Genomic DNA, 25,149 nt, shown 5'->3' with positions numbered 1-25,149 from the left:
GTGTCACAGCTGGTGCTCGCGGCGGGCGCGCACACCCCGAGTGAGGGCGTCGGCTACCTGGTGACCGCGCTCTACATCGTCTCGTTCTCCCTGTTCATCTACGGTCTGATGGGTCTGACCGGACCGAAGACCGCGGTGCGTGGCAACTGGATCGCCGCCGTGGGCATGGGTCTGGCGGTTGCCGCGACGCTGCTCTACGTGTGGAACGAGGGGGCGGTCGGTTCCGACGGGCACTCCACCGAGGGCGTGCCCACGATCAACTGGGTGCTCATCGCCGTCGGTCTGATTCTCGGTGTGGCGCTGGGAATCCCGCCCGCACTCAAGACCAAGATGACGGCCATGCCGCAGCTGGTGGCGCTGTTCAACGGCGTCGGTGGTGGCACCGTTGCGCTGATCGCGTGGGCCGAGTTCATCGAGACCTCCGGGTTCTCGACGTTCCACAACGTCGAACCGGCGTCGCCGCTGGTGATCGGTTCGCTGATCGCCGCGATCATCGGGTCGGTCTCGTTCTGGGGATCGCTGGTGGCCTTCGCGAAGCTGCAGGAGATCATGCCCAAGGGGCTGGAGAAGACCTTCGTCTCCAACGCGAAGCTGTTCCAGGCCGCCAACATCGTGCTGCTGATCGTGGCGCTGGGGCTGGCGATCTACCTCGGTGTCGACGCCTCCAACGGTGGCGGCGCGAGTGTCTGGTGGATGGTCGGGGTCCTGGTCGCCGCGGGCGTGATGGGTCTGTTCGTGGTGTTCCCCATCGGTGGTGCGGACATGCCGGTGGTCATCTCACTGCTCAATGCGATGACCGGTCTGTCGGCTGCGGCCGCGGGTATCGCGCTGGACAACACGGCTCTGATCGTGGCCGGCATGATCGTCGGCGCCTCGGGTTCGATCCTGACCAACCTCATGGCCAAGGCGATGAACCGGTCGATCCCGGCGATCGTGTTCGGTTCGTTCGGTGGCGGCGATGCTGCTGCCGCGGGCGGCCCGGGTGCGGCCGGCGGCACGGTCAAGGCGACCTCGGCTGCCGACGCCGCGATCCAGATGGCGTACGCCAACCAGGTCATCGTCGTCCCGGGTTACGGTCTGGCCGTGGCGCAGGCCCAGCACGCGGTCAAGGAGATGGCGAAGCTGTTGGAGGCCAAGGGTGTCGAGGTCAAATACGCGATCCACCCGGTCGCCGGTCGCATGCCCGGTCACATGAACGTGCTGCTCGCCGAGGCCGACGTCGAGTACGACTCGATGAAGGAAATGGACGACATCAACGGTGAGTTCAGCCGGACCGACGTTGCCATCGTCATCGGCGCCAACGACGTCACCAACCCCGCGGCGCGCAACGACCCGAGCAGCCCGATCCACGGGATGCCGATCCTCAACGTCGACGAGGCGCGATCGACCATCGTGCTCAAGCGGTCGATGAGTTCGGGTTACGCCGGCATCGAGAACCCGCTGTTCTTCGCCGACGGCACCAGCATGCTCTTCGGCGACGCCAAGAAGAGCGTCGACAGCGTCATCGAGGAACTCAAGGCGCTCTAGCGTTTTCACGTTTCTCCCCGAGGCCCCGGCAACCGTTCTGGTTGCCGGGGCCTCGCCGTTTCCCACACGGCGCTGTTGCGCAGCCCGGGCACACCCATCGAGCAGGAATCGAGAAGCCGCCGGCTGCGCCATCGTCGTACTGTCGGTGCATCGCCTGATCTCAACGGAGGAAAACATGTCTCTGTCACTTCGGTCCCTGTCGCTCTGGTACCAGCGAAAGACCAACGAGCGCACCGTCGCCCGCATCCGCAAGAAGTCCGGATCGATGTGGGGGATGGAGATGCTCATTCTACGCACGACCGGTCGACGCTCAGGTCTCGTGCGCGAGACACCACTCAGCTGGTTCCCCGACGGCGACGACTGGCTGGTCGTCGCATCGGGCGGCGGCAAGCGGAATCCGGACTGGTTCGCCAACCTGACCGCCCATCCCGATGGCGTGTCGGTCGAGCGGCACGGGGAGGCCCCGGTGCCGGTGACGCCGGTCGTACTCGACGCTGCTGAGCGGGAGATCGCGTGGAACACGGTGGTCGAGGCGCAGCCGCGATACGCGAAGTATCAAAAGAAGTCGTCGCGTGAGTATCCGCTCGTGAGGCTCGTCGCGCGTTCGTGATCGATGGTCCGAAACGGGGGCGGTAGGAGCTGGGCGCGCCAGCAGGTCGGCGCGGTCAACGGGCAACTCGAGAGTGTTCCGCGGAACCCTGGTGACCTCGGATTGAGTCCCGAAAGATTGTCGGTGCCCGGCGATATCTTGTTGCTGTACTTCTCGTTCGGTTCTGGGGGTTGCTGTGGGGGTCAGTGCTTTTCGTTCCGGTGGAGATGTGTCGTCGATGTTCGATGGTGCGGATCCTGAGTCGTTGTCGGATGAGGTGCTCGAGGCTCGGGTGCTGGGGTATGCCGCGCAGATCACGGCGCTGACAGCGAACTTCCTTGAACTGATAGCGGAACTGGATGGGCGGGAGTCGTGGCGGGGGCCGGGGATTCATTCACTGGCGCACTGGTTGTCGTGGAAGGCCGGCATAGCACCGCGAACGGCGCATGAGCAGTTGAGGGTCGCCAAAGCGTTACGAGAATTGCCGGCGATCCGCACCGCGTTTCGCGAAGGCCGGCTGACGTATTCGAAGGTCCGCGCGTTGACGCGAGTCGCCACGCCTGAACGTGAGCAGGAGTTGGTGAATCTGGCGTTGTCGGCGACGGCGAGTCAGTTGGATCGGGCGGTGCGGGCGATGGGCCAGATCGACCGCAACCGGGGCGTCGAAGACGAAAGCCGGCCGCCGGTGGAGTCGAGGGGCCGGTGGAAGTGGAACGATGACGGGTCGTTGTCGGTGTCATTGACGTTGAGTCCGTTGGATGGTGCGCGGTTCCTTGCTGGGACGGTGCGGGCGGAGTATGAACGCACCCGGACCTGCGATGACCCGGATCTGCCCACTGTGGAGAGTGTTCCGCGGAACACTGAATCCGGTTCAGAAGCAGAGGATTCGGAGGTGGTTCCGTCGCGGCGTCGGGATCTGTGGCGGCAGGTGCCGTCGAATGTGGCGCCGGCGGTGGTGGCGATGGCTGACATGGTGCATGACGGGATCGCGATGCCCGGTCTTGCGCCGGGTGCGGAGATCCTGATTCATGCCGGTGACGGGGTGGAGTCGGCTCATCTCGATGACGGTCCGGCGTTGTCGGAGGCCGAGGTGGACGAAGCCCGGTGCGGGGCGTCGACTCGGGATGTGGCGAGTCGCCGGGTGCCCGGGCAACTCGGCAAGCTGGCGTTGTTGGGGGTGGGGCGTCGGAAGCGGGCGCCGAACAAGGCGTTGGTGCGGGCGTTGTTCGTGCGGGATCGGTGTTGTCAGGTGCCGGGGTGTGGGCGGACGCGTCATCTGCATGCCCATCATGTGGTGTTCTGGTCGGCGGGTGGGCGGACGGATCCGGACAATCTGATTTTGTTGTGTGGGTCGTGTCATCGGTCGTTGCATCGGGGCGAGTTTGCGATCACCGCGCATGGGAAGCAGCGGTTCACGTTTCATCGACCCGACGGCGCCGAGATCGAGGTGGCGCCGCCGACGTCGAAACCGTCGGGGTGGCAACCAAACCCTGCCATAGGTATCGACGCGACTGTGCCGATCGGTGGGGGCCGGATGGATTTGGGTTACACCACCGAGGTGCTCTACGCCGTCTGGGAGTGGAAGGAAAGCAGGTCTTCTCGCGTCGATCTCGCGATGTCGGCGGCGTAGTCGTCGATCGTTGTCGCGCTACTTCTGAAGCCAGAATGCGCGGCCCCGCGATGAGTTCTGACGAGCAGGCATGTCTATCCCTGCACAACACACTCGCACGAGCCGCCAGGAGAACATCATGAGCCGCAACAGCACCACCAAGGGCGCCGCCGCGCCGACGACCACGAGCCCCGCGTCCGACGAGGCGCAACCGACGCGTCGGAACTGGCGTCGCACAACAGGAATCGTCATCAGCGTACTCGTCGGCGCCTTCCTGGCGTTCGACGTCGCAGGCAAACTCGCGCGTCCGCAAGCGGTGATCGACGGCACGCGGGAGCTCGGCTTCCCCGCCGATCAGGCCATCGTGATGGGTGTCGTGTTGCTCGTGTGCCTGGTCGTCTACGCCATCCCGCGCACCGCAGTCCTCGGCGCCCTCGGGATCACGGCCTACCTCGGAGGCGCGGTCACCGCCAACATGAGGATCGAGGCACCGCTGTTCGACACGGTCCTGTTCGCGGTCTACCTCGGCGTGCTGATGTGGATCGGTCTGGCCCTGCGCCGCCCGGAGTTGCTGAAGGTGGCCGGCCTGAAGCGCTGAGCTTCGCCGCTGACCGGCCCCGCACCCGTTACCGATCTGGGATCGGACGGGTGCGGGGTCGTTGTGCATCTCTCGTACTCGTTACGCGAGTGACTGGTGTGACCAGAGTGAAGCGAATGAGACTGGCGGCTGCGGCGACGATCGCGGTGGCCGCTCTCGGCGGGGTGGCGGTCGGGACGTTGCCCGGACCGGACGCCTCCGTCGTGACTACGGCCTCCGCGATGGACCCGGCCGGCCTGTACAACAGCGCGCAGTCGAAGTTCGCCGGAGGTGACGTCGCGGGCGGACTCGATCTTCTCCAGCAGGTCCTCGCGGTGGCGCCGGCCGATACCGACGCGCTTGCACTGCAAGCGATCTGGTCGGACCAGGTCGACGACGTCGTCGCGGGACGCTCGGCCCTGAACCGGTTGTCGATGATGAATCCGTCCCTGGCGACAACGGCCCGCAACATCATCTCGGGCGTCTCGACCGCTGCACAGATCGTGCCCGACACCACGCCGAAGCCGGTATCCGGTCGGGTGGCTATCGTCGTGCTCGGATTCGGGCTCAATGCGAACGGGAAGATGGCGCCGGAGCTCGTCAACCGGGTGTCCGCCGGCAAGGCTCAGTCGGAGCTCACGACGTCCGCGCCGATCGTCGTCACCGGAGGGGTGCCGAAGAAGGGCATCACCGAAGCAGCCGCGATGCGGACCTGGCTCGTGGACAACGGTGTCGGTGCGGACCGGATCCTCGTCGAGGACAAGTCCGGGTCGACGGTGGCCAATGCGCAGAACACCGCCGAGATCCTGCGCGCACAGGGAATCCGGGACATCGTTCTCGTCACGTCGCCCAGCCACATCCGGCGCGGGGCGGCGGACTTCGGTGCCATGGGCTTGCGCGTCGTCGGGACTCTCACCACCGCGACGGACCTGGAGAAGTACCGGACCCCGCTGGCCAAGGCGCAGCAGACCGGCATACGTGTGGAGGCCACTCGGACCGCGCGTATCCCGGCGACCCATGAGCCCGGGCTGCTGCCGCAGAACCTACCCGAGACCGGCCCCGGATTGATCCCGGAGATCGGTGGCCGGATCCTCCAAGAGCTTCTGAAGGCGGGATCGTCGGCCTGACGGGCCGATCTCCCCGCACCGGGCGGCCGAGTCCGGTGAAGTGAATCACAGTGTTGCGCTGCTGCCCCGCGGTTTCACAGCTTCCTGACGGCAGAGTTCATCTGGAGTCAACAAACCGTCGGTAAGTTCGGACATATGCGAACAAAGGGGAGTCGGGGCCCCCGAATTCGCGAGGTGGTGCGGTACGACCTACCGGCATCTCTCGTCGTTTTCCTTGTGGCCCTGCCATTGTCATTGGGCATCGCGATCGCATCGGATGCCCCCGTGCTCGCCGGTCTCATCGCCGCGGTCGTCGGCGGGATCGTCGCCGGTCTGATAGGCGGTAGCGCACTCCAGGTTTCAGGACCGGCCGCGGGCCTGACCGTGGTGGTCGCCGACATGGTCGCCAATTTCGGTTGGCGCGTCACATGTTTCATCACCGTCGGTGCGGGTCTTTTGCAGATCCTGTTCGGCCTGAGCCGGGTCGCAGGTGCCGCGCTGGCCATCGCTCCCGTGGTCGTCCACGCGATGCTCGCCGGGATCGGCATCACGATCGCGTTGCAACAGATCCACGTGCTCCTCGGCGGCAGCTCGGCCAGCAGTGCATGGGAGAACGTGACGTCGCTGCCGGCCGGGATCGCCGACATCGAGACGTCGGACGCGCTCGTGGGAGGCACCGTGATCGCGCTTCTCCTCATCTGGCCGCTGATGCCCTCGGCGGTGCGCAAGGTGCCGGGACCGCTCGTCGCTATCGTCGGGGCGACGGCACTGACCATCGTCTTCGGCCTGGACGTCGAACGGATCAGTATCGACGGCAACTTCTTCGAAGCGATCACGCTTCCGGAGCTACCGGACAGCAGTTGGGGCGCAGTGCTTCTCGGAGTGTTGACGGTCGCCCTGATCGCGAGTGTCGAGTCCCTGCTGTCAGCGGTCGCGGTGGACAAGATGCACACCGGCCCACGCAGCGATCTCAACCGGGAGCTGCTCGGTCAGGGCAGTGCGAACATCACCTCCGGGATGCTCGGCGGGTTGCCCGTCACCGGAGTGATCGTGCGCAGCACCACCAACGTCAACTCCGGGGCGCGAACGTCGGCCTCGGCGGTAATGCACGGTGTGTGGGTGCTCGTCTTCGCGGCACTGCTCACCGGTCTCGTCGAACAGATCCCCATGGCCGCGCTGGCCGGCCTGCTGGTGGTCATCGGTATCCAGCTGGTCAAGCTGGCGCACATGAAGATCGCGCTGCGGACGGGCGACCTGTGGGTGTACATCATCACGGTGCTCGCGGTCGTCTTCCTCAACCTGCTCGAAGGTGTCGCGATCGGTCTGGCAGTGGCGATCGGACTCGTCGTCTGGCGGGTGGTTCGCGCCGAGATCACCTCGGAGGCAGGCAGTACCGACGACAAGCGTCAGTGGACCGTACGTGTTCGCGGTTCGCTGAGCTTCCTGTCGCTGCCGAAACTGAACAAGGCGTTGTCACAGGTGCCGGACGGGGCGCACCTGACACTGGAACTCGACACCGACTTCCTCGATCACGCGGCGATGGAGATGCTCGAGGACTTCCGTTGGGCGCACGAGGCCGGCGGCGGCACGGTCCTCCTGGTGGAGAAGGGTCGCGCTCGGCTCGTCGACGCCCCTCGACGGCCACCGCGGCGCCACACGTCCGGATTCGCCGGTCTGACGCCGTGGCGTAACCGAACCGGGTCGGACGCGTCCGCGTCCCCGGACCGTCCGGCCGCACTCAGATCCGTTCTCGGCGGCGTCGACGAGTACGAGAACGAGCACGCCGACGCCCTCCGCGCCATGCTCGCCGATGTCACCGAGTCTCAGGATCCCGACTCGTTCTTCGTGACGTGTGCCGATTCGCGATTGATGCCGAACATCATCACGGCGAGCGGCCCGGGGGACCTCTTCACGGTGCGCAACGTGGGCAATCTGATACCGACCGACAGCGACGACGACGTATCCGTGGAGGCCGCACTCGAATTCGCCATCGGCGAGTTGGGTGTGTCGTCGATCGTGGTCTGCGGCCACTCGTCGTGCGGGGCCATGCATGCGCTGCTCGACAGCGTACAGGTCGATGTATCCGACCTCCCGGCCGGATCCGAGAGCACGCCGATCCAGCGATGGCTCAAGCACGCGATCCCCAGCCGGGTGGCCTTTCGGCACGGACACCCCGCCGGGCGCGCCGCGGCCGAGCTGGGACTGGCCGAGGTCGACCAGCTGGCCGTCGTGAACGTGGCCAAGCAGATCGAGACCCTGGCGCGGCACCCGCTCGTCGGGCGCGCCGCAGCAGAAGCGCGGCTACGCATCGTCGGTCTGTACTTCGACATCGCCACCGCGCGGGTCTACGAGGTCACCCAGCAGAGCATCGCACCGGTCGTCGAGGCGGCAGCCGCGCGACCGTGAACGCCGGTCGGAAAGGCGCCGTCCATGGACGAGTGTGGGCTGAGGCGCCGGTGTCGACGGTCTGTTGCTACAAGCCGGCGGCCGCCTGCACGGCCGCCTGCACGCCGTGCCCGGCGACGACGATCGGTTCGATGGAGCGCAGGGTGCGGCACAACACGAACGCACCTTCCAGCGCGGTCAGGGTGATCAACGCCAGCCGTCGACGCTCCGGCTCGGTGATCTCGAGTTGTCCGAACCACGTTGCGAGGCCGGTCAACCAGCTCTCGAAAACCTCGGCGGATTCCAGCCTGAGACGCTCGTTGGTACTCGCCACCTCCAGTGCGATGGTCTCGATGGAGCAGGCCTCGCTGTAGTCCTGCGACTCCAACAGTTTTCCGGCGTTCTCGAACAGCGTCGGGATGCCGGTCAGGGGGTCGGTCGTCTCCAGCTGGGCGCCGACGAACGCGCCGTAGCGCAACCCTTCGCGTCGGATGACCTCGACGCTGATCGCTTCCTTGCCGCCGGGGAAGTGATGGTAGATCGAACCGTAGGGCGCTTCAGCCGCCGCCGAGATCTGTTTGATGCCGGTGGCCGGCATACCCTGCCGCCGGTACAGCTCTGCGGCTGCCTTCAAGATCCGGTCGCGGGTAGCGGAATCTGCCATGACGTCTCCATCCCTTGCGCATCGTGCCGATGTCAGCCTATCTTGCTCCTAAGTAGAACGATCTATCTAGGAGGCGACGTGCCCACAGTCGACGTGCCGGCCGGCTCCATCTCCTACGAAGACACCGGCGGTCCCGGGCCGATCCTGATACTCGGCCACGGGTTGCTGATGGACGGGCGGCAGTGGCGCAAGGTGATCCCGCTGCTTCCCGAATTCCGTTGCATCACACCGACGCTCCCGATGGGGGCGCACACGGAGCCGATGCACGCCGACGCGGACCTCACCGAGACGGGTGTGGCATCGATCCTTGCCGACTTTCTCGATGCCCTCGACCTCGATGACGTGACGCTCGTCCTGAACGACTGGGGCGGTGGTCAGTTCGTGATCTCCCAAGGCCGGGACAAGCGCGTTGGGAGGTTGGTGTTGGCATCTTGCACGGCTTTCGACAACTATCCTCCCGAGCCGGCGCGTCCCGCGGCGGTGTTGTGCCGAGTGCCCGGCGGCGGGTGGATTCTCACCCGCATGCTGGGCACTCGATTCTTCCGGCACAGCACACGGGCGTATGGCGCGCTGACGAAGTCGGGGATCCCGGACTCGCTGTTCGACGAGTGGTTCCGCCCCGCTGTCGAAAACGCATCGATCAGAAGGGATCTGGTCAAATTCGCCACGGGCGCGCCCTCCCGCCGCAGGCTGCTCGAACTGTCGGACATGATGCGGCGGTTCGATCGCCCGGTGCTCGTGGTCTGGGCAAGGGAAGACCGGATGATGCCCCTTGAGCATGCGGACCGCCTCGTCGAGCTCTTCCCGAACGCATCCAAGGTCGTCGTCGACGATTCGTGGACTCTCATCCCGGAAGACCAGCCGGAGGCGATGGCCGATCTGCTGCGCGGGTTCGTCAGATGACGTGTCGTCGTCGCCCCGCCGGGGGGCGGTACCGAGTGTGCCGTGTCGCCGACGATGTAGCTCGCCCGCCTCTCGATGCCGAGCGCCGAAGCGCGACGGCCGATTGCCGGCACCGTCCTGAATGTCAGAACATCACCGATCGGAAGTGGGTGACGAAACGCTCGTCGTCATAGAGATGGAACGCGATCCCCGGCGGCTGACCGCGGTTGACGACCTCCCGGCCTTCGAACGGCAGGTTCAGTGTCGACGACACACCCGGTGCGATGCACAGCGGGCGGTCGGCGAACGTGGTCACCGCCGGGGTGTGGGCGTGTCCACACAGGAACGCGACGATGTTCGGGTGCTGATCCACCAGGGCGGCGAGACGGCCCTCGTCACGCTGGCGGATCGAGTCCATGAACGGCATCAGCAGGTCGACCGGCGGATGGTGAAAGGCGATGAACACCGGTGTCGTCACGGACGTAGCGGTGAGCCGGTCCGACAGCCAGGAGATGGTCGCGTCGTCGAGACGACCGTCGTTGCGTCCGGGTATCGAGCTGTCGCACATCAGGAAGAGGACGTCGGAGCCGTCGCGCCCGCGCACCGTCCGCGCGTGATTGATCGGACCAGAGGTCTCGGTGCCGATCAGGGCCGCGCTGAACGGTTCCCGGACGTCGTGGTTGCCTGCGGTGATGAGCATCGGCAGTGGGCTCTCGAGCACCCCGTACGCCTCGCGGTACTCGCTCGCGGCACCTTCATCGGCGATGTCGCCGGTGACCAGCAGGACGTCGATCCCGGCGGCGCGGGCGTTGATATAGCTCAACGTCGACTGGATACGGGCCCGATTGAACCGCGTCCCGTTGAAATGCAGGTCGCTGATGTGGGCGACAACGAACACGAAGAGCTCCTGTCACGGTTCCTGACTCCCACGAGGCTAACCGCAGGCAGGGTCCGACGACGCATCGCCTCAGGGCCGCGAGGCGCAACGCACTCCCATGACGTCGGTGTGGTTCAGCCCGCTCGGGTGCCGGCTCCCCTGTAACGCACAGCGGCCGGCGAGCGACATCGATGATGAGTCGCCGACCTGCCAACCCCCGACCTGGCAGGTCGGCGACCGTCTTTTGTCTCCGTCGATGCAAGGCTTCGGCGCTGTTTGCATTCTCCCGAGTTCGCGCGCACACTGGCGAGCGGTGTTAGTTGCGCTCTGCAACTAATTGCAAAGAGCAAGTAAAACTTCTCGGGTAGGCGGTGAGGACAGTGCTCGATCAACACGCGATCGACGACCTCTTCGAGACCCTTCTGCGCTTCGTCCGCATCCGCGAACGGGCGGTCCACACGACGTTCCGTACGCGTGAGGGCGAGTTCGAGGCCGCGGCGTTCAAGGCACTCTTCCCGCTCGCGCGACGGTCGATGCGATCGCGCGACCTCGCCGAGACGATGAATGCCGACCCGTCGACGGTGAGTCGGCATGTGGCTCAGCTCGTGGAGCACGGCCTGATCCGCCGCGAGGCGGACCCGGACGACGGGCGCGCCACCATGCTCGTCATCACCGCCGCCGGACGGGATCGCGTCGTGGCCATGCGCGAGATGCGTCGCGCCGCCATGGCCGATGTCATGGCCGACTGGACCGACGACGAACTCCACACCCTCGTGACACTTCTCGGGCGGTTCGTCGATGCCGCCGACGCAGCCCTACATCCGGCGTGCCCGGACCGCAGCCCGGACACAGATGCGAATGACCCGAAAGGACGACAGTGACAGACTCTTCGGCCGCCGACACGGTGAACCACGACGAGGAGGTCGCCGGCGCCGGACTGACCCATCGCCAGATCCTGACCATCCTGGCCGGACTCATGCTGGGCATGTTCCTCGCCGCCCTCGACCAGACCATCGTGTCGACGGCGATCCGGACCATCGCCGACGATCTGCAAGGGTATGACCTGCAGGCCTGGGTGACCACGGCCTACCTCGTCACCGCGACGATCGTGACCCCCTTGTACGGCAAGCTGTCCGATCTCCACGGCCGGAAACCGTTCTTCCTGCTGGCGATCTCGATCTTCATCGTCGGTTCGCTGCTGTGCACGATCGCGTCGTCGATGTATCAACTCGCCGCGTTCCGCGCCTTCCAGGGGCTCGGCGCGGGCGGCTTGATGACGCTCGCACTGACGACCATCGGCGACATCGTCCCGCCGCGGGAACGCGCCAAATACCAGGGCTACTTCCTCGCCGTATTCGGCACCTCCAGCGTCCTCGGACCGGTCCTCGGCGGTCTGTTCGCCGGCCAGGAGACGATCCTCTGGGTGTCCGGTTGGCGTTGGGTGTTCCTGGTCAACGTGCCGATCGGACTCGTCGCGCTGTTCGTGGTCTACAAGGTGCTCAACTACGACCAGCAGAAGGGCGTCGGCGGGCGCACCGACTACTGGGGGGCGACGGCACTCGCCGTCGCCGTGGCTCCGCTGCTCATCGTCGCCGAACAGGGGCGCCAGTGGGGATGGACCTCCGGACTGTCGTTCCTCTGCTACGGGATCGGCGTCGCCGGCATCGCCGCGTTCATCTGGATCGAGCACCGCATGGGCGACGACGCTCTCATCCCGTTGCGCGTGTTCACCAACCGGGTGTTCAGCCAGGGCATCATCATCTCGGTCATCATCGGCGCCGTCATGTTCGGCGGGATCTCGATGCTGCCGCAGTATTTCCAGGTCCTCCGCGGATCGAGCCCCATGATCGCCGGCCTCCAGATGTTGCCGATGGTGCTCGGTCTGATGGCCGGTTCGATCCTGTCGGGCCAGCTGATCTCGCGCACCGGACGCTACAAGATCTTCACGATCATCGGCGCCGTGCTGATCACCGCGGGCACTTTCCTGCTGCACCTGGTGGGCACCGAGACACCGCTCTACCTGGTCATGCTGATGGCCGCGCTCCTCGGCTTCGGGCTCGGCAATCTGATGCAGCCGATCACCCTGGCGATGCAGAACATCCTGCCGCCCAAGGACATGGGACTTTCCACCGGCACCGCCACCTTCTTCCGTCAGATCGGTGGAACGCTCGGTGTCGCGGTCTTCTTCTCGCTGTTGTTCTCCGTCATGGGGCCGAACATCAAGGACGAGATGGTCGCGGCGGCAGCCCAACCCGAATACCGGGCCGCGGTCGTAGAGGCCTCGCAGAGCAGCGACCCGCAGGTCAGCGCATTCGGGCACTCGCTCATCGCGGCCGCTCAGAATCCCGGTGTTGCAACCGGATCGTCGGACAGTGTCATGAGTGACACCTCGGTCATCGAGAGGCTGCCGGCCGAACTGGCCCAACCCATCAAGGAGGGGTTCGCCGACTCGATGGACCGGGTGTTCTTGGCGGTGTCGATCGTCGCGCTGCTCGCGATCATCGGAACGGTCACCTGGAAGGAACTCCCGCTGCGTCAGGGACGGCCGATCGGCGCACCGGAGTCGTCACCCGCGTCGTGAGCGTCAGTCGGAGCGGACCCACCTCACCCCGACAACGTCCGCCGGAAGAGAGCCTTGAGCTCATCGAAGTGATGTTCGCAGGCCTCGTGGTGATACGCTGCCAGATCGGACATCGTATACCCGTGCGGCGCACCGGGATAGACGGTCGCCGAGTGCGCCACGCCCCCACCGGTCAGGGCGTGCTCGAACTGCGCGACCGCCGTCGCGGGCAGTGATGAATCCTTGTCGGCGTGGATGGCGAGGACGAACGCGTCGATGCCGACGAGATGCAGGTGCGGACTGTCGCGGTCGTCGGTCACCAGGCCGCCGGTGTGGAACATGCCGACCGCGGCGACGTCGTCGGGCCGGGCGGCGGCGATGTTCAGCGCGAGCCGGCCGCCCATGCAGTAGCCCGTGACACCGACACGTCCGGGTGTGACGCCCGGGAGCGATTGCAGCGCGTCGAGGTAGGCGACGAGATCGGGACGTACCGCCTCGGGCGTGAGGGTCCGTGCCCGCGGCATCGCGGATCGGAAGAATGCGGTCCGCGCCTCGGGCAGCAGCAGATCCTCGGTGGGCGCCCACTCGGCCGCGGACCCGTACCGGTGGAACAGGTGCGGCACCAGCACGACGTAACCCCAGGACGCAATGCGGTCGGCCATGGCCTCGATGCGAGGTCGTAGGCCGATCACATCGGTGAGGAACAGGACTCCCGGTGACGTCCCGGATGAATCGGGCCGCGCCACATAGGCTTCGGTCTCTCCGTCGGCCGCCGAGATGGTGATCGTCTCACCCGTCATGTCCACGCTCCTCTGCTCGGTTCACGCCCCGGGTCACAGATCACCGGGCAGTTTGTCCCTCCGGATCCCCCGCCAGCTGGGATGCCGCAGATGCCCGGCCGTCGTCCAGTCCATGAACCGGACCTCGCCGACGATCTTCGGCAGGACCCACACCGCGCTGGACTCGACGGGCCGGTCGAGTTTGTCCAGGAAGGGCGACCGCGAGATCTCCAACGGTCCGAGTTCCTCTGCAAGCGAACGCAACTGTGCGTCGGTGAAGCCGGTTCCCACGCGACCGACGTAGCGGAGTCCGGTCTCCTCGGGTAAACCGATGAGCAGGGAACCGATCGTGTGCGCGCGGTTGCCGCGGCCCGGCCGATATCCGCCGACCACGACCTCGATGTCGCTCCAGTTCTTGTGTTTCAGCCAGGTCGTCGACCGACGTCCCTGCTGGTACACCGAGTTGCGGCGTTTGGCGACGACGCCTTCCAGGTTGTGTTCCCGGCTGTACTCGACGGCGGCCGATCCCGGTCCCGGGAGCAGCGGCGGCACTTCGACGAAGGCGGAGTTGCGAAATGCGGGCGCCAGCTCCTCGAGGAGCTCGCGCCGAACCGACCACGGCTTGCGCAGCAACGACCAGCCGTTCAGGAACAGGATGTCGAACAGATGTAGCCGCAACGAATACGGCTCGTCGGTGTGCCGACGCGAGGTCAACAGCGTGAAGTTGGTGCGGCCCGACGAGTCGATCGCGACGACCTCGCCGTCGAGCACCACGTCCATGAGGCCGAGATCGTCTGCGAGGCCCGCGAGTTCGGGGAAATCGGCGGTCATGTCGATGCCCGAGCGGGAGGTGAGCCGGAACTCGCCGCCGACCGAACGGATGAGGAGCCGATAACCGTCCCATTTGCCCTCGAATGCCCAGTCCCGACCGTTGAGTCCGTCGATCGACTCGTCGGTCGCGAGCATCGGGCGCGGGTCGGTGAGGCTGTCGGGGACGATCGGACGCGGTTCGTCACTCATCAGGTGGGCGAGCCAGTTCTTCTCACCGGTCCGGATCAAGGCGTACCGTCCCTGCACGCGCTCGCCGTGGAGGCGGACGATGACCTCTTTGTCCCGCCACTTCTCGAGCTCGAATGTGCCCCTGTCCCAGATGGACACGTGACCGCCGCCGTATTCGCCCGCCGGGATGTCGCCCTCGAAGTCGGCGTAATCCATCGGGTGGTCCTCGGTCTGCACTGCGAGCCGGTTCTGGTCGGGGTCGGTGGGCAGGTTCTTCGGTACGGCCCACGACACCAGGACCCCGTCGTGTTCCAGCCGGAAGTCGTAGTGCAGCCGACGGGCGTGGTGCTCCTGGATCACGAAGATCGGCGCCCTCTCGGTCTGCGTGTCCGTGGAATCAGGTTCTGCAGCAGAGCTCTCGGCTTCGATGCGCTGTCGATGCGCTTCATCGCCGAAGGGTTCGGGTGTCTTCGACTGGTCGCGCTTGCGCCGGTACTCCTTCAGGTTGATGACCTGTCCCGCCGCGGGCTCGACGACGACCTCCGGCTCGTCGTCGTAGGGGTCGTCCAGGCCGTCGAGAAGATCGCCGAACTCCTCGACGCGGTCCAGCACCTCGGTGTAGAGCAGTTGGGAGAGTCCGGGGTCCTCCATCTCCTCCCAGGTGCGCGGCGCGGCCACCCACGGCTGCTCGCGGCCCCGCATCGAGTACGGCGCGAGAGTGGTCTTGGCGGCGGTGTTCTGGCTCCAGTCGATGAAGACCTTGTCGTCGCGCAGCGATTTGGACATCTTGGCGGTGATGAAATCGCTGTGCTGACGGGCGAACTCGTTGGCGACCTCCTGAGCCACCTTGCGCGCCGCATCCGACGTCACGGGCTTCGGGAGCCGCGCGTAGAGGTGGATGCCCTTGCCGCCGCTGGTCACCGGGTACGTCGTCGCCCCGCCGAGCCAGTTGCGGATCTCGCACGCCACCTCCGCGGTCCGGTGCAGCGGCACCCGTGGCCCGGGATCGAGGTCGAAGACGATGCGGTTGGCCATCGGCGCGCCGTCGGGCCCCATGGGAAGCCGCCACTGCGGCGTGTGGATCTCGAGCACGGCCATCTGCGCGAGCCAGACCAGCGTGGCGCGGTCGTCGGCCATCGCATAGTTGATGACCCGCTCGCTGTGCTGGATGCCGTGGCGTCGGATCCAGTCAGGTGTGCTCTCGGGAACGTTCTTCTCGAAGAACGGGGTCGACTCGACGCCGTTGGGCCACCGCTTGCGGGTGATGAGGCGATTGCGTACGTGGGGGAGGAGGACATCGGCGATCCGCGAGTAGTAGTCGATGACCTCGAACTTCCGCGTCCCCGTCGCCGGATAGAGCACCTTCGAGAGATTGGTGATCGAGATCCGCCGACCGTCGACCTCCAGTGTCTCGCCGCCTGCCATGCGTCCCATTGTCCACAACGCCGGTCAGAACGTCGCGCAGCTTGCCGCCATCCGGCCCGGATCCCTGGCAGAATGGCCCTCATGCGCTCGATCTGGAAGGGCGACCTCAGCTTTGGCCTGGTCAACGTACCGGTCAAGGTCTATTCCGCGACCGAGAGTCACGACCGGAAGTCGTATCAGGTCGACTCGTCGGACGGAACCCGCATCCGCTATCGCCGCGTGCGCGAGGGCACCGACACCGAAGTCGACTACGGCGACATCGCCAACGCCTACGAATCCGAGTCCGGCGAGACCGTGATCCTCACCAAAGAAGACCTCGCCACGCTGCCGGTGCAGAAGAGTCCAGAGATCTCGATCCTGGAGTTCGTACCCGCCGAGCAGGTCGATCCGATCTACTTCGACAAGCCCTATTACCTCGAACCGTCGTCGAAGTCGCCGAAGGCCTACGTCCTGCTGGCCAAGGCGCTGGAGGAGACGGACCGGCTCGCGATCGCCTCCTTCACCCTGCGCAACCGGACACGCGTGGCCGCGCTGCGCGTCGTCGACGGGGTGATGACGCTGCAGACGCTGCTGTGGCCCGACGAGGTCCGCAAACCCGACTTCGGCTTCCTCGACGACGACACCGAGATCCGCGATCAGGAACTGCAGATGGCGGCCTCGCTGATCGAGTCGATGGCATCGGACTACGACCCCTCCGAGTTCGAGGACACCTATCAGAACGAGCTGACGAAGCTCATCGAGGCGAAGTCCGAGGGTGGCGAGGCGTTCCCCGAATCCGACGACGAAGACAAGGACACCGAGGACTCCGACGTCGCCGATCTCCTCGCCGCGCTGCGCGCATCGGTGAAGGACCGCGGGGGATCGGATTCGAAGGATTCGGACTCGAAGGACACCGCGGCCAAGAAGGCACCGGCCAAGAAGGCTGCGGCGAAGACGGCCGCGAAGAAGGCGCCGGCCAAGAAGACCGCTTCCAGGTCGACGGCGAAGAAGACCTCCTCGGGCAGCTCGGGGTCCGGCGAGTCCGGGAGCAAGTCCACGGCCAAGAAGGCGCCCGCCAAGAAGTCCTCGCGCAAGGCGAGCTGACCCGCACCGCCGGACAACGGCGGTCCGAAAAGGGTTGGCACCACGCCCGCGGGTTCGGGCAAGCTCGAAGGGTGACCTCCGCCGCCGACTCCCGTCTGCCCCGCGCGCTGCTGCCGTTCGCGCGTCGGCAGTACCGGCTGCTCGCGTCCGGACTGATCCTCGCCATGTTCGCCGATGGCGTGTGGACGATCGCGGTGATCTGGCAGATCATCGCGCTCGGCGGCGGGCCGGGTCAGGTGTCGCTGGCAACTGGCGTGGCCGCGGTGGGAATGCTCGTCTCCACGCTGGCCGGTGGTGTGCTCGCCGACCGTATCTCGCAGCGCCACATCATGATCGGCCTCGAGGTCGCGAAGATGGTCGCGTTCGGCGCGATCGGTCTGGCCTCGATCGCGGGCGTGCTGCAACTCTGGCACGTGGTGGTGGCCTCCCTGCTGGGCGGCATCACCACCGGGATGTACTACCCGGCCTATTCGGCGCTGCTGCCCGGCGTCGTCGCACCGTCGGAGCTGCAGGCGGCCAACGGTATCGAGGGCTTCTTCCGCCCGGTCGTCTTCCAGGCAGTCGGCCCGATGGTCGCCGGCGCCGTCATCGGTGCCTGGGCCCCGGGACCCGCGGTGTTGATGGCGGCGGTCGCCGCGATCCTGTCGAGCGTCTGCTATCTCGGGATGGCCGCGGTCACCGCGCGCCGGTTCGGCGAGACGGGCGAGGACGCGCCGGAGGTCGTCGAGGGTGCGGGTGCCCGCCGGATCGTCGGCGACCTGGCCGAAGGTTTCGTCTACATGGCCCGGACCCCGTGGCTGTGGGGCACGCTGCTCTTCGCCTGCGTTTTGGTATTGGCGACGCTCGGCCCCATCGAGGTGCTCGTCCCGTTCGCATTACGTGAGCGCGTCGACGGCGGCGCGACCCAGCACGCCTGGGTGCTTGCCGGATTCGGACTCGGTGCGGCTGCGGCGTCACTGGTATTCGCCTCGATCCCGATGCCGCGCCGGTACCTCACCGTCATGTTCTCACTCTGGGCGTTCTCCAGCCTGCCGCTGGTACTGATGGGTCTCGCCGATTCGACGTGGATGTTCGTCGCCGCCGGTGTGATCATGGGCATCCTCTTCGACGGCCCGATGGTGCTGTGGGGAACGCTCTTACAGCGTCGGGTGCCGCCGGCACTGTTGGGTCGCATCGCCAGTCTCGACTTCTTCGTATCGGTCGCGCTGATGCCGGTGTCGATGGCGATCGCCGCCCCGGTCTCGTCGGCGATCGGCCTGACCGCCACGTTCGTGCTGGCCGGGTTGCTCCCGGTGCCGATCGCGTGGGCGTTCTACTTCGCGGCCGGCATGTGGCGCGACGAGATCGAGAACCCCCTTGTCGACGAGTCGAATCCGAAGTTGGTCGACTCCGCTGCGGTCCGTTGACGTGACCTGGAGCACATACTACGGTGACACATCATTCACAGGGCACGACGTGACGTAGCGGAGTGGGCTCGGCGGCTCGGCGCAGCCATTGCAGGAGGCGAAGACGATGGCGGTCTGCACGCCGGGTGACGTCCCGTCGATCATCACCGGCTACCTGGGGTTCGAGTGCGAGGGCGCGAATCCGATTGTCACGATCCGGAATCCGGCCGACCTCGAGCACTGGACGCAACCGGTCCTCGAGGTCACGATCATCCTCGGTGCCGTCCTCGCGCTGATCCACGCGATCCGCCGACTGCGTCGCGACGGCGACCCCACCAACCTGACGGTGTGGATCGGATCGTTGGTCTACCTGTTCGTGATCGAGCCGCCGCTGTACTTCCCGAACTGGTTCCACGCCGAAGAAGCGATGGGATTCATGTTCTCCCACAACGTGTTCACGGTCATGTTCATGTACGACCGGCTGCCGTTGTACATTGTCGCGTTCTATCCGGCCGTGAGCCAGGTCGCCTACGAGCTCGTGCGGGCGTGGGGCTTCTTCGACGGGTCGAAGCGCTCGGCGCTGCGCGGCTCGCTCGTTCTGGCCCTGGTGTTCCAGACCTTCTACGAGATCTTCGACCAGCTCGGCCCGCAGCTCAAGTGGTGGGCGTGGAACGTCGACGCGCCGTACTATCGCGACACCCTCGCCCAGCTCCGAGCCCAGGGCGTCGCCCCCGACGAGCTCGGCAATCCCGCCGCGGAGCCCACACTGGCCGCGGTGCCGTGGGGGAGCGTCTGGCTTTTCGCGACCGTCTCGTTCGCCGTGCTCGTCTACGTCGCGGTGCGCTTGGTCCAGATCCCCACCTCCCGAGGACGCGCCCCGCGCGGATGGTCGTTGTCATGGCGCGTCGTCGTGTCCGGTGTTGTGGCCGTTGTCAGCATGCCACTCCTGTCCATTCCGACGGCGCTGTTCGGCCGTGACGAGAACGCGAATCACGACGCGCAGACCGTCGTGTACTGGGTGGAGATGGCCCTGGTGTGGGGGATCGGACTGACACTTCTGTACGTGCAATGGCGACGCATGCGCAGCGACCCGACGCTGGGCGTCGACGACGCTCGCAGCGCTCGGCCCTTCCTCGTCGTGTTCCCGGTCCTGTTCCTCGGGGTGCACCTCGTACTGTGGTGCGCCGCGTTGCCCGCCTACCTTGACGCCGAGGACGGAATCACCGCCGACAACACACCGATCGGGAGTCTCCCCTACGTGATCGCCTGCCTCGTGGTCGCTGTGGGCGTGCTGGGCGTCGCTGTCGTTCGGGGCCGGCGCACGGTCGACGACAGCCCGGCGGTCGCGGGAACACCGTCGACCTCAGGCGTGTGACAACGTCCGATTCGTCCACAGCTGGGTCTGCCCGTCGTGGACGGCGACGAGTCGAGCGCGATCAGTGCTGGAGAACCCGCGCGGCGCCGTCGACGACGCTCGTCGTGAGTGTCTGCAGCAGAGGCGAACTCAGCTTCCAGTGCTGCCAGTACAGCGGGACGTCGATGTGGTGGTCGGCGATGAGGCGGACGCGACCGGTGTCGAGGGCGTCCGCGATCTGGACGACCGGGACGGCGCCCCAGCCGATGCCGAGCGCGACGGCGCGGTGGTATTCGGTCGACGCCGGGATGTAGACCGCGGGCGGGTCGACGGGCCGGCCGGCGAGGGCGGCCGAGATGTTCCGCTGGATGTGATCGTTGCGGTCGAACTGCACCATCGGAGCCCGGGCCAGTGCATCGGCATCGGGCCCGTCGGGTAGCCATGTGTCGATGAAATCCGGTGTGGCGACCGGCAGATAGCGCATCGTGCCGAGCGACTGCAGCGCACACCCGCGGATCGCCAGTGGTTCCGAGGTCACCGCGGCGAGCACGTCGCCGGTGCGGAGCAGGGTGCTGCTGCGGGTTTCGTCGTCTCGGAAGACCTCGACCGCAACCGCGTGCTCCCGGTGGAATCGCGCGAGCACGGGCAGTAACCAGGTCGCGAGCGAGTCGGCATTCGTCGCGACCGGGAGATGGACACGGGGACGTTCGACCAGCGGCAGATCGTCGTCGTCGGGCGCGCCCACGAACTCGGCGCGGGTCTCGGCGAGCAGTAGTTCCCACTGCTTGGCCAACCGCACCAGCACCTCGCCATCGGGTGTGGCCGTCGCCGGCTTGGTCCGCCGGAGGAGTACCCGCCCGGCAGCGGACTCCAGCGCCTTGATCCGCTGGCTCACCGCCGACGGGGTGATGTGCAGGGCGGTGGCCGCGGCGTCGAAGGTGCCCTCGCGCAGGACCGCGGCCAGCGTGCGCAGGCCTTCCTGACTGATGTCCACGAGCCGAGGTTAGTGGTGTGTCCCGCCGGACAGTCGAGACACACCACCGCCGGCCGGATCAGGCGGGGACGGTGTCGCCCGCGGAGTCGGCCCGCCGTCCGCGCACCATGCCGAGTGCGAGGAGCGCGGCGCCGACGGCAATCCACCCGAGGAGAACGGCGACCTGTCCGGTGATGCTCGCCGCCGGGAAATACGCGACCGAACGGAGCAGCGTGCCGCCGGCGCCGGGCGGCAACCACTGGCCGATCGTTCCCCACGGCGCGGGCAACAGGTACGGCGACGATGCCAGCCCCGACAGCGGGTTGGAGATCAGCACCATCACCAGCGCGGACACCCCGACCCCGGCGGGTCCGAGCAGGCTGCCCGCACCAACCGTGAACCAGGTGATCGCTCCGATCATCAGGGCTGCGGCGAGTCCGACGGGGCCGATACCGCCGTCGATGACGCCCAACCATGACCACGTCGCCGCGAAACCGAACCCGGCCACGAGCGGCCCCAGGACCGCCAGTGTCGCCTGCATGGCGACTGGGCCGCGCAGCCCGATCGCGGCGGCTCCGCCGAGTGCCATGCCGGCGATCAGCAACGGCAACAGTCCGGCGGCGAAACCCGTTCCGCGTGTATCAGTCTCGGGAGTGGGGACCACGGATTCGACGGCGACCGGTACACGCTGGGCGGTGGCGATGCCGTTCCCGACCCCGGCGACGACCTGCGCCAGCACCGGCGAACCCGCCTCCGCGGTCAGCACCGTGACCCCGCCGGGCCCGACCGCGATCGCGCCGACCAGGTCGCGCCGTTCGATGGCGGCACGCGCGTCCTCGGTGTCGGCGAATCGTTCGACGGCGAAGGCGTCTTCACCGGCCCGGTCGGCGAGCGCCGTCTCGATCGCCTGTGCCGCGGGCGGCGGTGCGACGAGACCCAGTGGGGCTTGATGCGGCTCGGGATCGACGGCCAGTGACACGAACGTCGCGGCGATCGCGATCACGAACGTCGGGATCAGCAGCGCCATCACCGCCACGAGGCGCCAACTGGGTGCCCGCCCGGTCGGGGGCGCACCGTCGGCCTCCGCGGTCGCAACGGGCGCCCGATCGCGCGAATCTGTCGAGTGCAGTTCAGTGCTCATGACCACTCCTAAAAAGAACGAATCTTCGTTTTTCTGAGTATGCGCGGAGGGCCGCGAGGAATCAAGAACGAATATTCGTTTTAGACTGTCGGCATGCCCAAGATCAGCGACGAACGCAAGCTCGAAAGAAGCCGGCAGATCCTCGCCGCCGCTCGCCGATGCTTCGTCGACAAGGGGTTCCACCGTGCGTCGATGTCTGACGTGATCCGGGAATCCGGGCTCAGTGCGGGTGCCGTCTACTCGTACTACTCGTCGAAAGAAGAACTGATCGCCGCCGTTGCGCGGTCGATCTTCGCCGCCTACGAGTCGGGGATCAGCAGCTTCGACGACCCGGTAGAGCAACCCCCGTCGCCTGAGGCGGTTGTACGCGCGCTGGCCGAACGGGTCCTGCTGGAGATCGCGCCGATGACCGACGGCTTCCGGATGGTCCTGACGGTATGGGGTGAGGCCGCCAACAACCCGGAGCTGCGCGAGACCGTGCGCGACATCATCCGTGGGCTGCGGGGCGTCTTCGAACGCGTGCTGACGGCCTGGCGGGCCGCGGGCCACGAATTGCCCGCGGAGCCTGCGGTGCTCGCGCAGGTGATGGTCTCGGCGATGCAGGGGGTGGTCGTTCAGCAGGGCCTGGTCGGCGACGTGGACGTCACCGACTACATCGAGGCCTTGTGCGCGGTTCTACGCGGCATCGGACTGGGCGACGATGCGTCCACAATCTGAAGTTCAACTGTTTATTCGTGAAAAAGTTTCGCTGTACTGACCGGGGCGTGTCGCCCTAGCGTCGTCCCGGTGACCGCCTACCTCGTACCGACACTTGCCGGGCTTCTCACCGGCGCCGGTCTGATCATCGCCATCGGACCCCAGAACGTTTTCGTGCTGCGTCAGGGCGTCGCCCGCAGGCACACCGGTCAGATCGTGGCGGTCTGCGCCCTCTCCGACGTCGTACTCATCGTGGCAGGGGTGGCCGGCCTCGGCGCGCTCGTCGCCGCGCACCCGGAGGTGGTGACGTTCGCGAAAGCGGCCGGCGGACTGTATGTCGGGGCGTTGGGCGTCATGGCCGCCAGACGCTGTGTGCGCAGTGACGAGGCCATCGCAGCCGCTGACGAGATCGGGGCCGAGTCCACCGGCCGCTGGGTGGCGGTGGGTACGGCCCTGGCTCTGACCTGGCTCAACCCGCACGTCTACCTCGACACGGTCATCACCATGGGTGCCATCGCCAACGGCCACGGAAACGGCAAGTGGGCGTTCGCCTTCGGTGCCTGCATCGCGAGTGTCCTCTGGTTCACCGCGCTCGGCGGCGGAGCTCGGAGACTGTCCGGATTCTTCGCGAGTCCGCGGGCGTGGAAGATGCTCGACGCGGTGGTCGCGGTCATCATGCTGGGGATGGCGATCGCGCTGTTCGCGTCGATCTGACACGCATTCCGAGCATGTGCGGGGCGCTCGTCGGTGACCGGTGTCGTCACCCGGGTTCCCCCGGCAGCCGGACGGGTGCAGGACAGCGGTGGAGGCGACAGTGTGATCACGCTGGAGTCACCGAGGACTCAGATCGGACACTGCTGCGGCGCGAGTGGGGTGTTTCGGGTATCCCGGAGGGGTGACACCGCGCCGATCGGCCCCGACGGTGACTCGCGACACCACGATCCGCGAGCAGACGACGACGTTCGACGTGCGTGCGTTGGTGACCGATGTGCGCCATGTACTGGGCCGCGGCGACCTCGCCGCGGCTGCTGCCACCCTCACCTACTTCGCGGCGATCGCCGTCGTGCCGTGGGCGCTGCTGGGGATCTGGTCGACGACCTGGCTCCGCGGCCCGTCCGCCGAGGAGTCCCTGGCGGAGCTGCGCGTCCTCATCCCACCGGCCATGGGCGGCCGTGGCGTGTTCGACGAGGCCGTCGCGGTCGGTACCGGACTGACGCTGATGGGCGCACTGGTGTTGCTGTTCCCGGCGTCGTTCTACGGCGAGGGTCTTCGCCGCGCGTGTATGACGTTGTATCCGCGCGAGGACCGGTTCACGGGATGGCGGTCTCGGATCTGGGTGCTGGGATTGGTGGTCGTCGTGCCGCCACTGGCGTATGTGGTCGTCGGCGTCGCGGGCACACTCACGACGTTTGCGCCCGAGGGAGGCGGAACGGGTGGTTTCGGCGACCTCGTGGTCCGGATCGTGGTCGAGTTCATCGTCGTGTGGATGCTGGTCACGGTGGCCCTGACCTGGGTGTACTGGAAGGTGACGCCCGGTGAGCCATCACTCGGGGTGGCGGCGGCCAGCGCTCTCGGCACCGCGTCGTTCATCGCCGGATTCACCCAGGGCTTCCTGCTGTTCCTGTCCCTGCCGATCGATGTCGGGATCCCGTACGGGGGTCTCCGGGTGATCGGCGGGGTGGTCGCGGTCGGTTTGTGGCTGTACGTCGCGCACGTCATCGTCATCATCGGATGGGCGTTCGGGCAGGCGATCGAGAAGCAGAGGAGGGGACGTGTCCGCGGAGCCTGAGCGAGCGGGCCGGAGCCTCACGGCGGCGTCGGGTGCGGAGCGGACGACGAGCGCCCGGGACGAGGCACTCGACTCGTGGTCGAAGCTCCACGGAGGGCTCGATCCGCGCGCGAGTTTCTGGGTCCGGAACTGGGTGCTCGTCAGCCACGCCTGCGCGCGACCGTTGGCCCGACTGGGCCTCACGCCGAACACCGTGACAGCTCTCGGAGTCATCGCCACCGCGATCGCGCTGTGCCTGACCATTCTCGGCGACTGGTGGCCGCTGCTCGCCGCACTCGTCATCGTCCTGGCGGCGCTCCTCGACGGGATCGATGGTGCCATCGCGGCCCAGACCGGAACGGCCTCGCGGTGGGGGCGTATCAACGACTCGGTGGCGGACCGGTTCTCGGACGTGATGCTCGTCGGCATCGTGGTGGTCGTGGGTGCACCGCCATGGCTCGGCGCGACGATCGCGGTGCTCACCCTCATCCTCGAGATCACCCGCGCCACGGCCCAGGCGGTGGGCATGAAGGGGCCAGGGACGGTCACCGTGTGGGAGCGGCCGTCGCGGGTGATACTGGCGGTCGTCGCCACTGTGAGTGCGGGTTCGTGGTGGTGCTCGGGACTGAGCTCAGCCGTCGCGTCCGGCCTGGCTCTATTCATCGCGGCAATCGGCGCGGCACTGGCGTTGATCGGGACGGTCCAGTTGGGGATCGCGGTGCGGAGGCAGACCCGACGGCTCGGATGAGTTCTCGTCGCGGGCGGCTCCC

The 25,149-nt window shown here is 66.9% G+C and carries 22 protein-coding genes; 16 read left to right on the top strand and 6 right to left on the bottom strand.

Annotated elements, in window-relative coordinates; translation table 11 throughout:
* From ACFUEJ_RS00365 to ACFUEJ_RS00340, 6 genes are all read left to right on the top strand, one after another.
* On the top strand, positions 1-1,527 hold the full coding sequence (locus ACFUEJ_RS00365; RefSeq protein WP_388027278.1) for an NAD(P)(+) transhydrogenase (Re/Si-specific) subunit beta: 1,527 nt from the start codon (positions 1-3) through the stop codon (positions 1,525-1,527).
* A 175-nt stretch (positions 1,528-1,702) separates the two neighbouring features.
* Positions 1,703-2,137 carry a nitroreductase family deazaflavin-dependent oxidoreductase gene (locus ACFUEJ_RS00360; RefSeq protein ID WP_068971055.1) on the top strand — a complete coding sequence of 145 codons (435 nt, stop codon included), beginning with the start codon at positions 1,703-1,705 and terminating at the stop codon, positions 2,135-2,137.
* A gap of 217 nt (positions 2,138-2,354) precedes the next feature.
* Positions 2,355-3,746 carry an HNH endonuclease gene (locus ACFUEJ_RS00355; protein ID WP_388026899.1) on the top strand — a complete coding sequence of 464 codons (1,392 nt, stop codon included), beginning with the start codon at positions 2,355-2,357 and terminating at the stop codon, positions 3,744-3,746.
* Positions 3,747-3,864: 118 nt separating this feature from the next.
* Positions 3,865-4,323: a DoxX family protein gene (locus tag ACFUEJ_RS00350; protein WP_068969811.1), complete on the top strand. Its 459-nt coding sequence runs from the start codon at positions 3,865-3,867 to the stop codon at positions 4,321-4,323.
* 116 nt (positions 4,324-4,439) lie between these two features.
* Entirely contained in the window at positions 4,440-5,429 is a 990-nt protein-coding gene (locus tag ACFUEJ_RS00345) for a YdcF family protein (RefSeq protein WP_068969812.1), read from the top strand.
* A gap of 135 nt (positions 5,430-5,564) precedes the next feature.
* The gene (locus ACFUEJ_RS00340) at positions 5,565-7,814 is read left to right on the top strand and encodes a SulP family inorganic anion transporter (protein WP_388026895.1); all 2,250 of its coding nucleotides are present in this window, start codon (positions 5,565-5,567) and stop codon (positions 7,812-7,814) included.
* A 67-nt stretch (positions 7,815-7,881) separates the two neighbouring features.
* Here the strand turns inward: ACFUEJ_RS00340 and ACFUEJ_RS00335 are convergent, their stop codons facing one another.
* Positions 7,882-8,457: a TetR/AcrR family transcriptional regulator gene (locus ACFUEJ_RS00335; protein WP_388026893.1), complete on the bottom strand. Its 576-nt coding sequence runs from the start codon at positions 8,455-8,457 to the stop codon at positions 7,882-7,884.
* Positions 8,458-8,535: 78 nt separating this feature from the next.
* On the opposite strand from ACFUEJ_RS00335, the gene ACFUEJ_RS00330 reads away from it, so the two are divergent.
* The gene (locus tag ACFUEJ_RS00330) at positions 8,536-9,360 is read left to right on the top strand and encodes an alpha/beta fold hydrolase (protein WP_226511821.1); all 825 of its coding nucleotides are present in this window, start codon (positions 8,536-8,538) and stop codon (positions 9,358-9,360) included.
* Positions 9,361-9,484: 124 nt separating this feature from the next.
* On the opposite strand, the gene ACFUEJ_RS00325 is transcribed toward ACFUEJ_RS00330, so the two are convergent.
* The gene (locus ACFUEJ_RS00325) at positions 9,485-10,237 is read right to left on the bottom strand and encodes a metallophosphoesterase (RefSeq protein ID WP_068969814.1); all 753 of its coding nucleotides are present in this window, start codon (positions 10,235-10,237) and stop codon (positions 9,485-9,487) included.
* A gap of 359 nt (positions 10,238-10,596) precedes the next feature.
* On the opposite strand from ACFUEJ_RS00325, the gene ACFUEJ_RS00320 reads away from it, so the two are divergent.
* Complete coding sequence (locus ACFUEJ_RS00320; RefSeq protein ID WP_058252302.1) at positions 10,597-11,097, top strand: MarR family winged helix-turn-helix transcriptional regulator; 501 nt, start codon at positions 10,597-10,599, stop codon at positions 11,095-11,097.
* Positions 11,094-12,797: an MDR family MFS transporter gene (locus ACFUEJ_RS00315; RefSeq protein ID WP_058252301.1), complete on the top strand. Its 1,704-nt coding sequence runs from the start codon at positions 11,094-11,096 to the stop codon at positions 12,795-12,797. Before ACFUEJ_RS00320 ends, ACFUEJ_RS00315 begins: the two co-directional genes overlap by 4 nt.
* A 23-nt stretch (positions 12,798-12,820) precedes the next feature.
* Here the strand turns inward: ACFUEJ_RS00315 and ACFUEJ_RS00310 are convergent, their stop codons facing one another.
* Positions 12,821-13,576 (bottom strand): dienelactone hydrolase family protein, encoded by a 756-nt coding sequence (locus tag ACFUEJ_RS00310; protein ID WP_058252300.1) that lies wholly within the window; start codon positions 13,574-13,576, stop codon positions 12,821-12,823.
* 33 nt (positions 13,577-13,609) lie between these two features.
* Complete coding sequence (locus ACFUEJ_RS00305) at positions 13,610-15,979, bottom strand: ATP-dependent DNA ligase (protein ID WP_388026888.1); 2,370 nt, start codon at positions 15,977-15,979, stop codon at positions 13,610-13,612.
* Positions 15,980-16,051: 72 nt separating this feature from the next.
* Between ACFUEJ_RS00305 and ACFUEJ_RS00300 the strand changes: the two genes are divergently transcribed.
* The 3 genes from ACFUEJ_RS00300 (at position 16,052) to ACFUEJ_RS00290 (ending at position 19,822) form a co-directional block, all read left to right on the top strand.
* Positions 16,052-17,062 carry a Ku protein gene (locus tag ACFUEJ_RS00300; protein ID WP_068970288.1) on the top strand — a complete coding sequence of 337 codons (1,011 nt, stop codon included), beginning with the start codon at positions 16,052-16,054 and terminating at the stop codon, positions 17,060-17,062.
* Positions 17,063-17,133: 71 nt separating this feature from the next.
* Positions 17,134-18,468 (top strand): MFS transporter, encoded by a 1,335-nt coding sequence (locus ACFUEJ_RS00295; RefSeq protein WP_388026886.1) that lies wholly within the window; start codon positions 17,134-17,136, stop codon positions 18,466-18,468.
* A 106-nt stretch (positions 18,469-18,574) separates the two neighbouring features.
* On the top strand, positions 18,575-19,822 hold the full coding sequence (locus tag ACFUEJ_RS00290) for a hypothetical protein (protein ID WP_078113287.1): 1,248 nt from the start codon (positions 18,575-18,577) through the stop codon (positions 19,820-19,822).
* 61 nt (positions 19,823-19,883) lie between these two features.
* On the opposite strand, the gene ACFUEJ_RS00285 is transcribed toward ACFUEJ_RS00290, so the two are convergent.
* Positions 19,884-20,795: a LysR family transcriptional regulator ArgP gene (locus tag ACFUEJ_RS00285; RefSeq protein WP_388026882.1), complete on the bottom strand. Its 912-nt coding sequence runs from the start codon at positions 20,793-20,795 to the stop codon at positions 19,884-19,886.
* A gap of 58 nt (positions 20,796-20,853) precedes the next feature.
* Positions 20,854-21,915, bottom strand: a complete 1,062-nt coding sequence (locus ACFUEJ_RS00280) for an ABC transporter permease (RefSeq protein WP_058252327.1) — start codon at positions 21,913-21,915, stop codon at positions 20,854-20,856.
* Between the two features lie 93 nt (positions 21,916-22,008).
* Between ACFUEJ_RS00280 and ACFUEJ_RS00275 the strand changes: the two genes are divergently transcribed.
* The 4 genes from ACFUEJ_RS00275 to ACFUEJ_RS00260 all read left to right on the top strand — a co-directional run bounded on the left by ACFUEJ_RS00275 (position 22,009) and on the right by ACFUEJ_RS00260 (position 25,127).
* On the top strand, positions 22,009-22,632 hold the full coding sequence (locus tag ACFUEJ_RS00275) for a TetR/AcrR family transcriptional regulator (RefSeq protein ID WP_058252294.1): 624 nt from the start codon (positions 22,009-22,011) through the stop codon (positions 22,630-22,632).
* 69 nt (positions 22,633-22,701) lie between these two features.
* Positions 22,702-23,325, top strand: a complete 624-nt coding sequence (locus tag ACFUEJ_RS00270; protein ID WP_058252293.1) for a LysE/ArgO family amino acid transporter — start codon at positions 22,702-22,704, stop codon at positions 23,323-23,325.
* 208 nt (positions 23,326-23,533) lie between these two features.
* Positions 23,534-24,400 (top strand): YhjD/YihY/BrkB family envelope integrity protein, encoded by an 867-nt coding sequence (locus ACFUEJ_RS00265; RefSeq protein ID WP_058252292.1) that lies wholly within the window; start codon positions 23,534-23,536, stop codon positions 24,398-24,400.
* Positions 24,384-25,127, top strand: coding sequence for a CDP-alcohol phosphatidyltransferase family protein (locus tag ACFUEJ_RS00260; RefSeq protein WP_058252291.1), 744 nt, complete (start codon positions 24,384-24,386; stop codon positions 25,125-25,127). Before ACFUEJ_RS00265 ends, ACFUEJ_RS00260 begins: the two co-directional genes overlap by 17 nt.
* Positions 25,128-25,149: the final 22 nt, after the last annotated feature.

The sequence above is a fragment of the Gordonia sp. NPDC057258 genome, assembly GCF_042668985.1.
GTDB lineage: Bacteria > Actinomycetota > Actinomycetes > Mycobacteriales > Mycobacteriaceae > Gordonia > Gordonia hongkongensis.
This window is presented reverse-complemented; position numbering and strand designations above follow the sequence as displayed.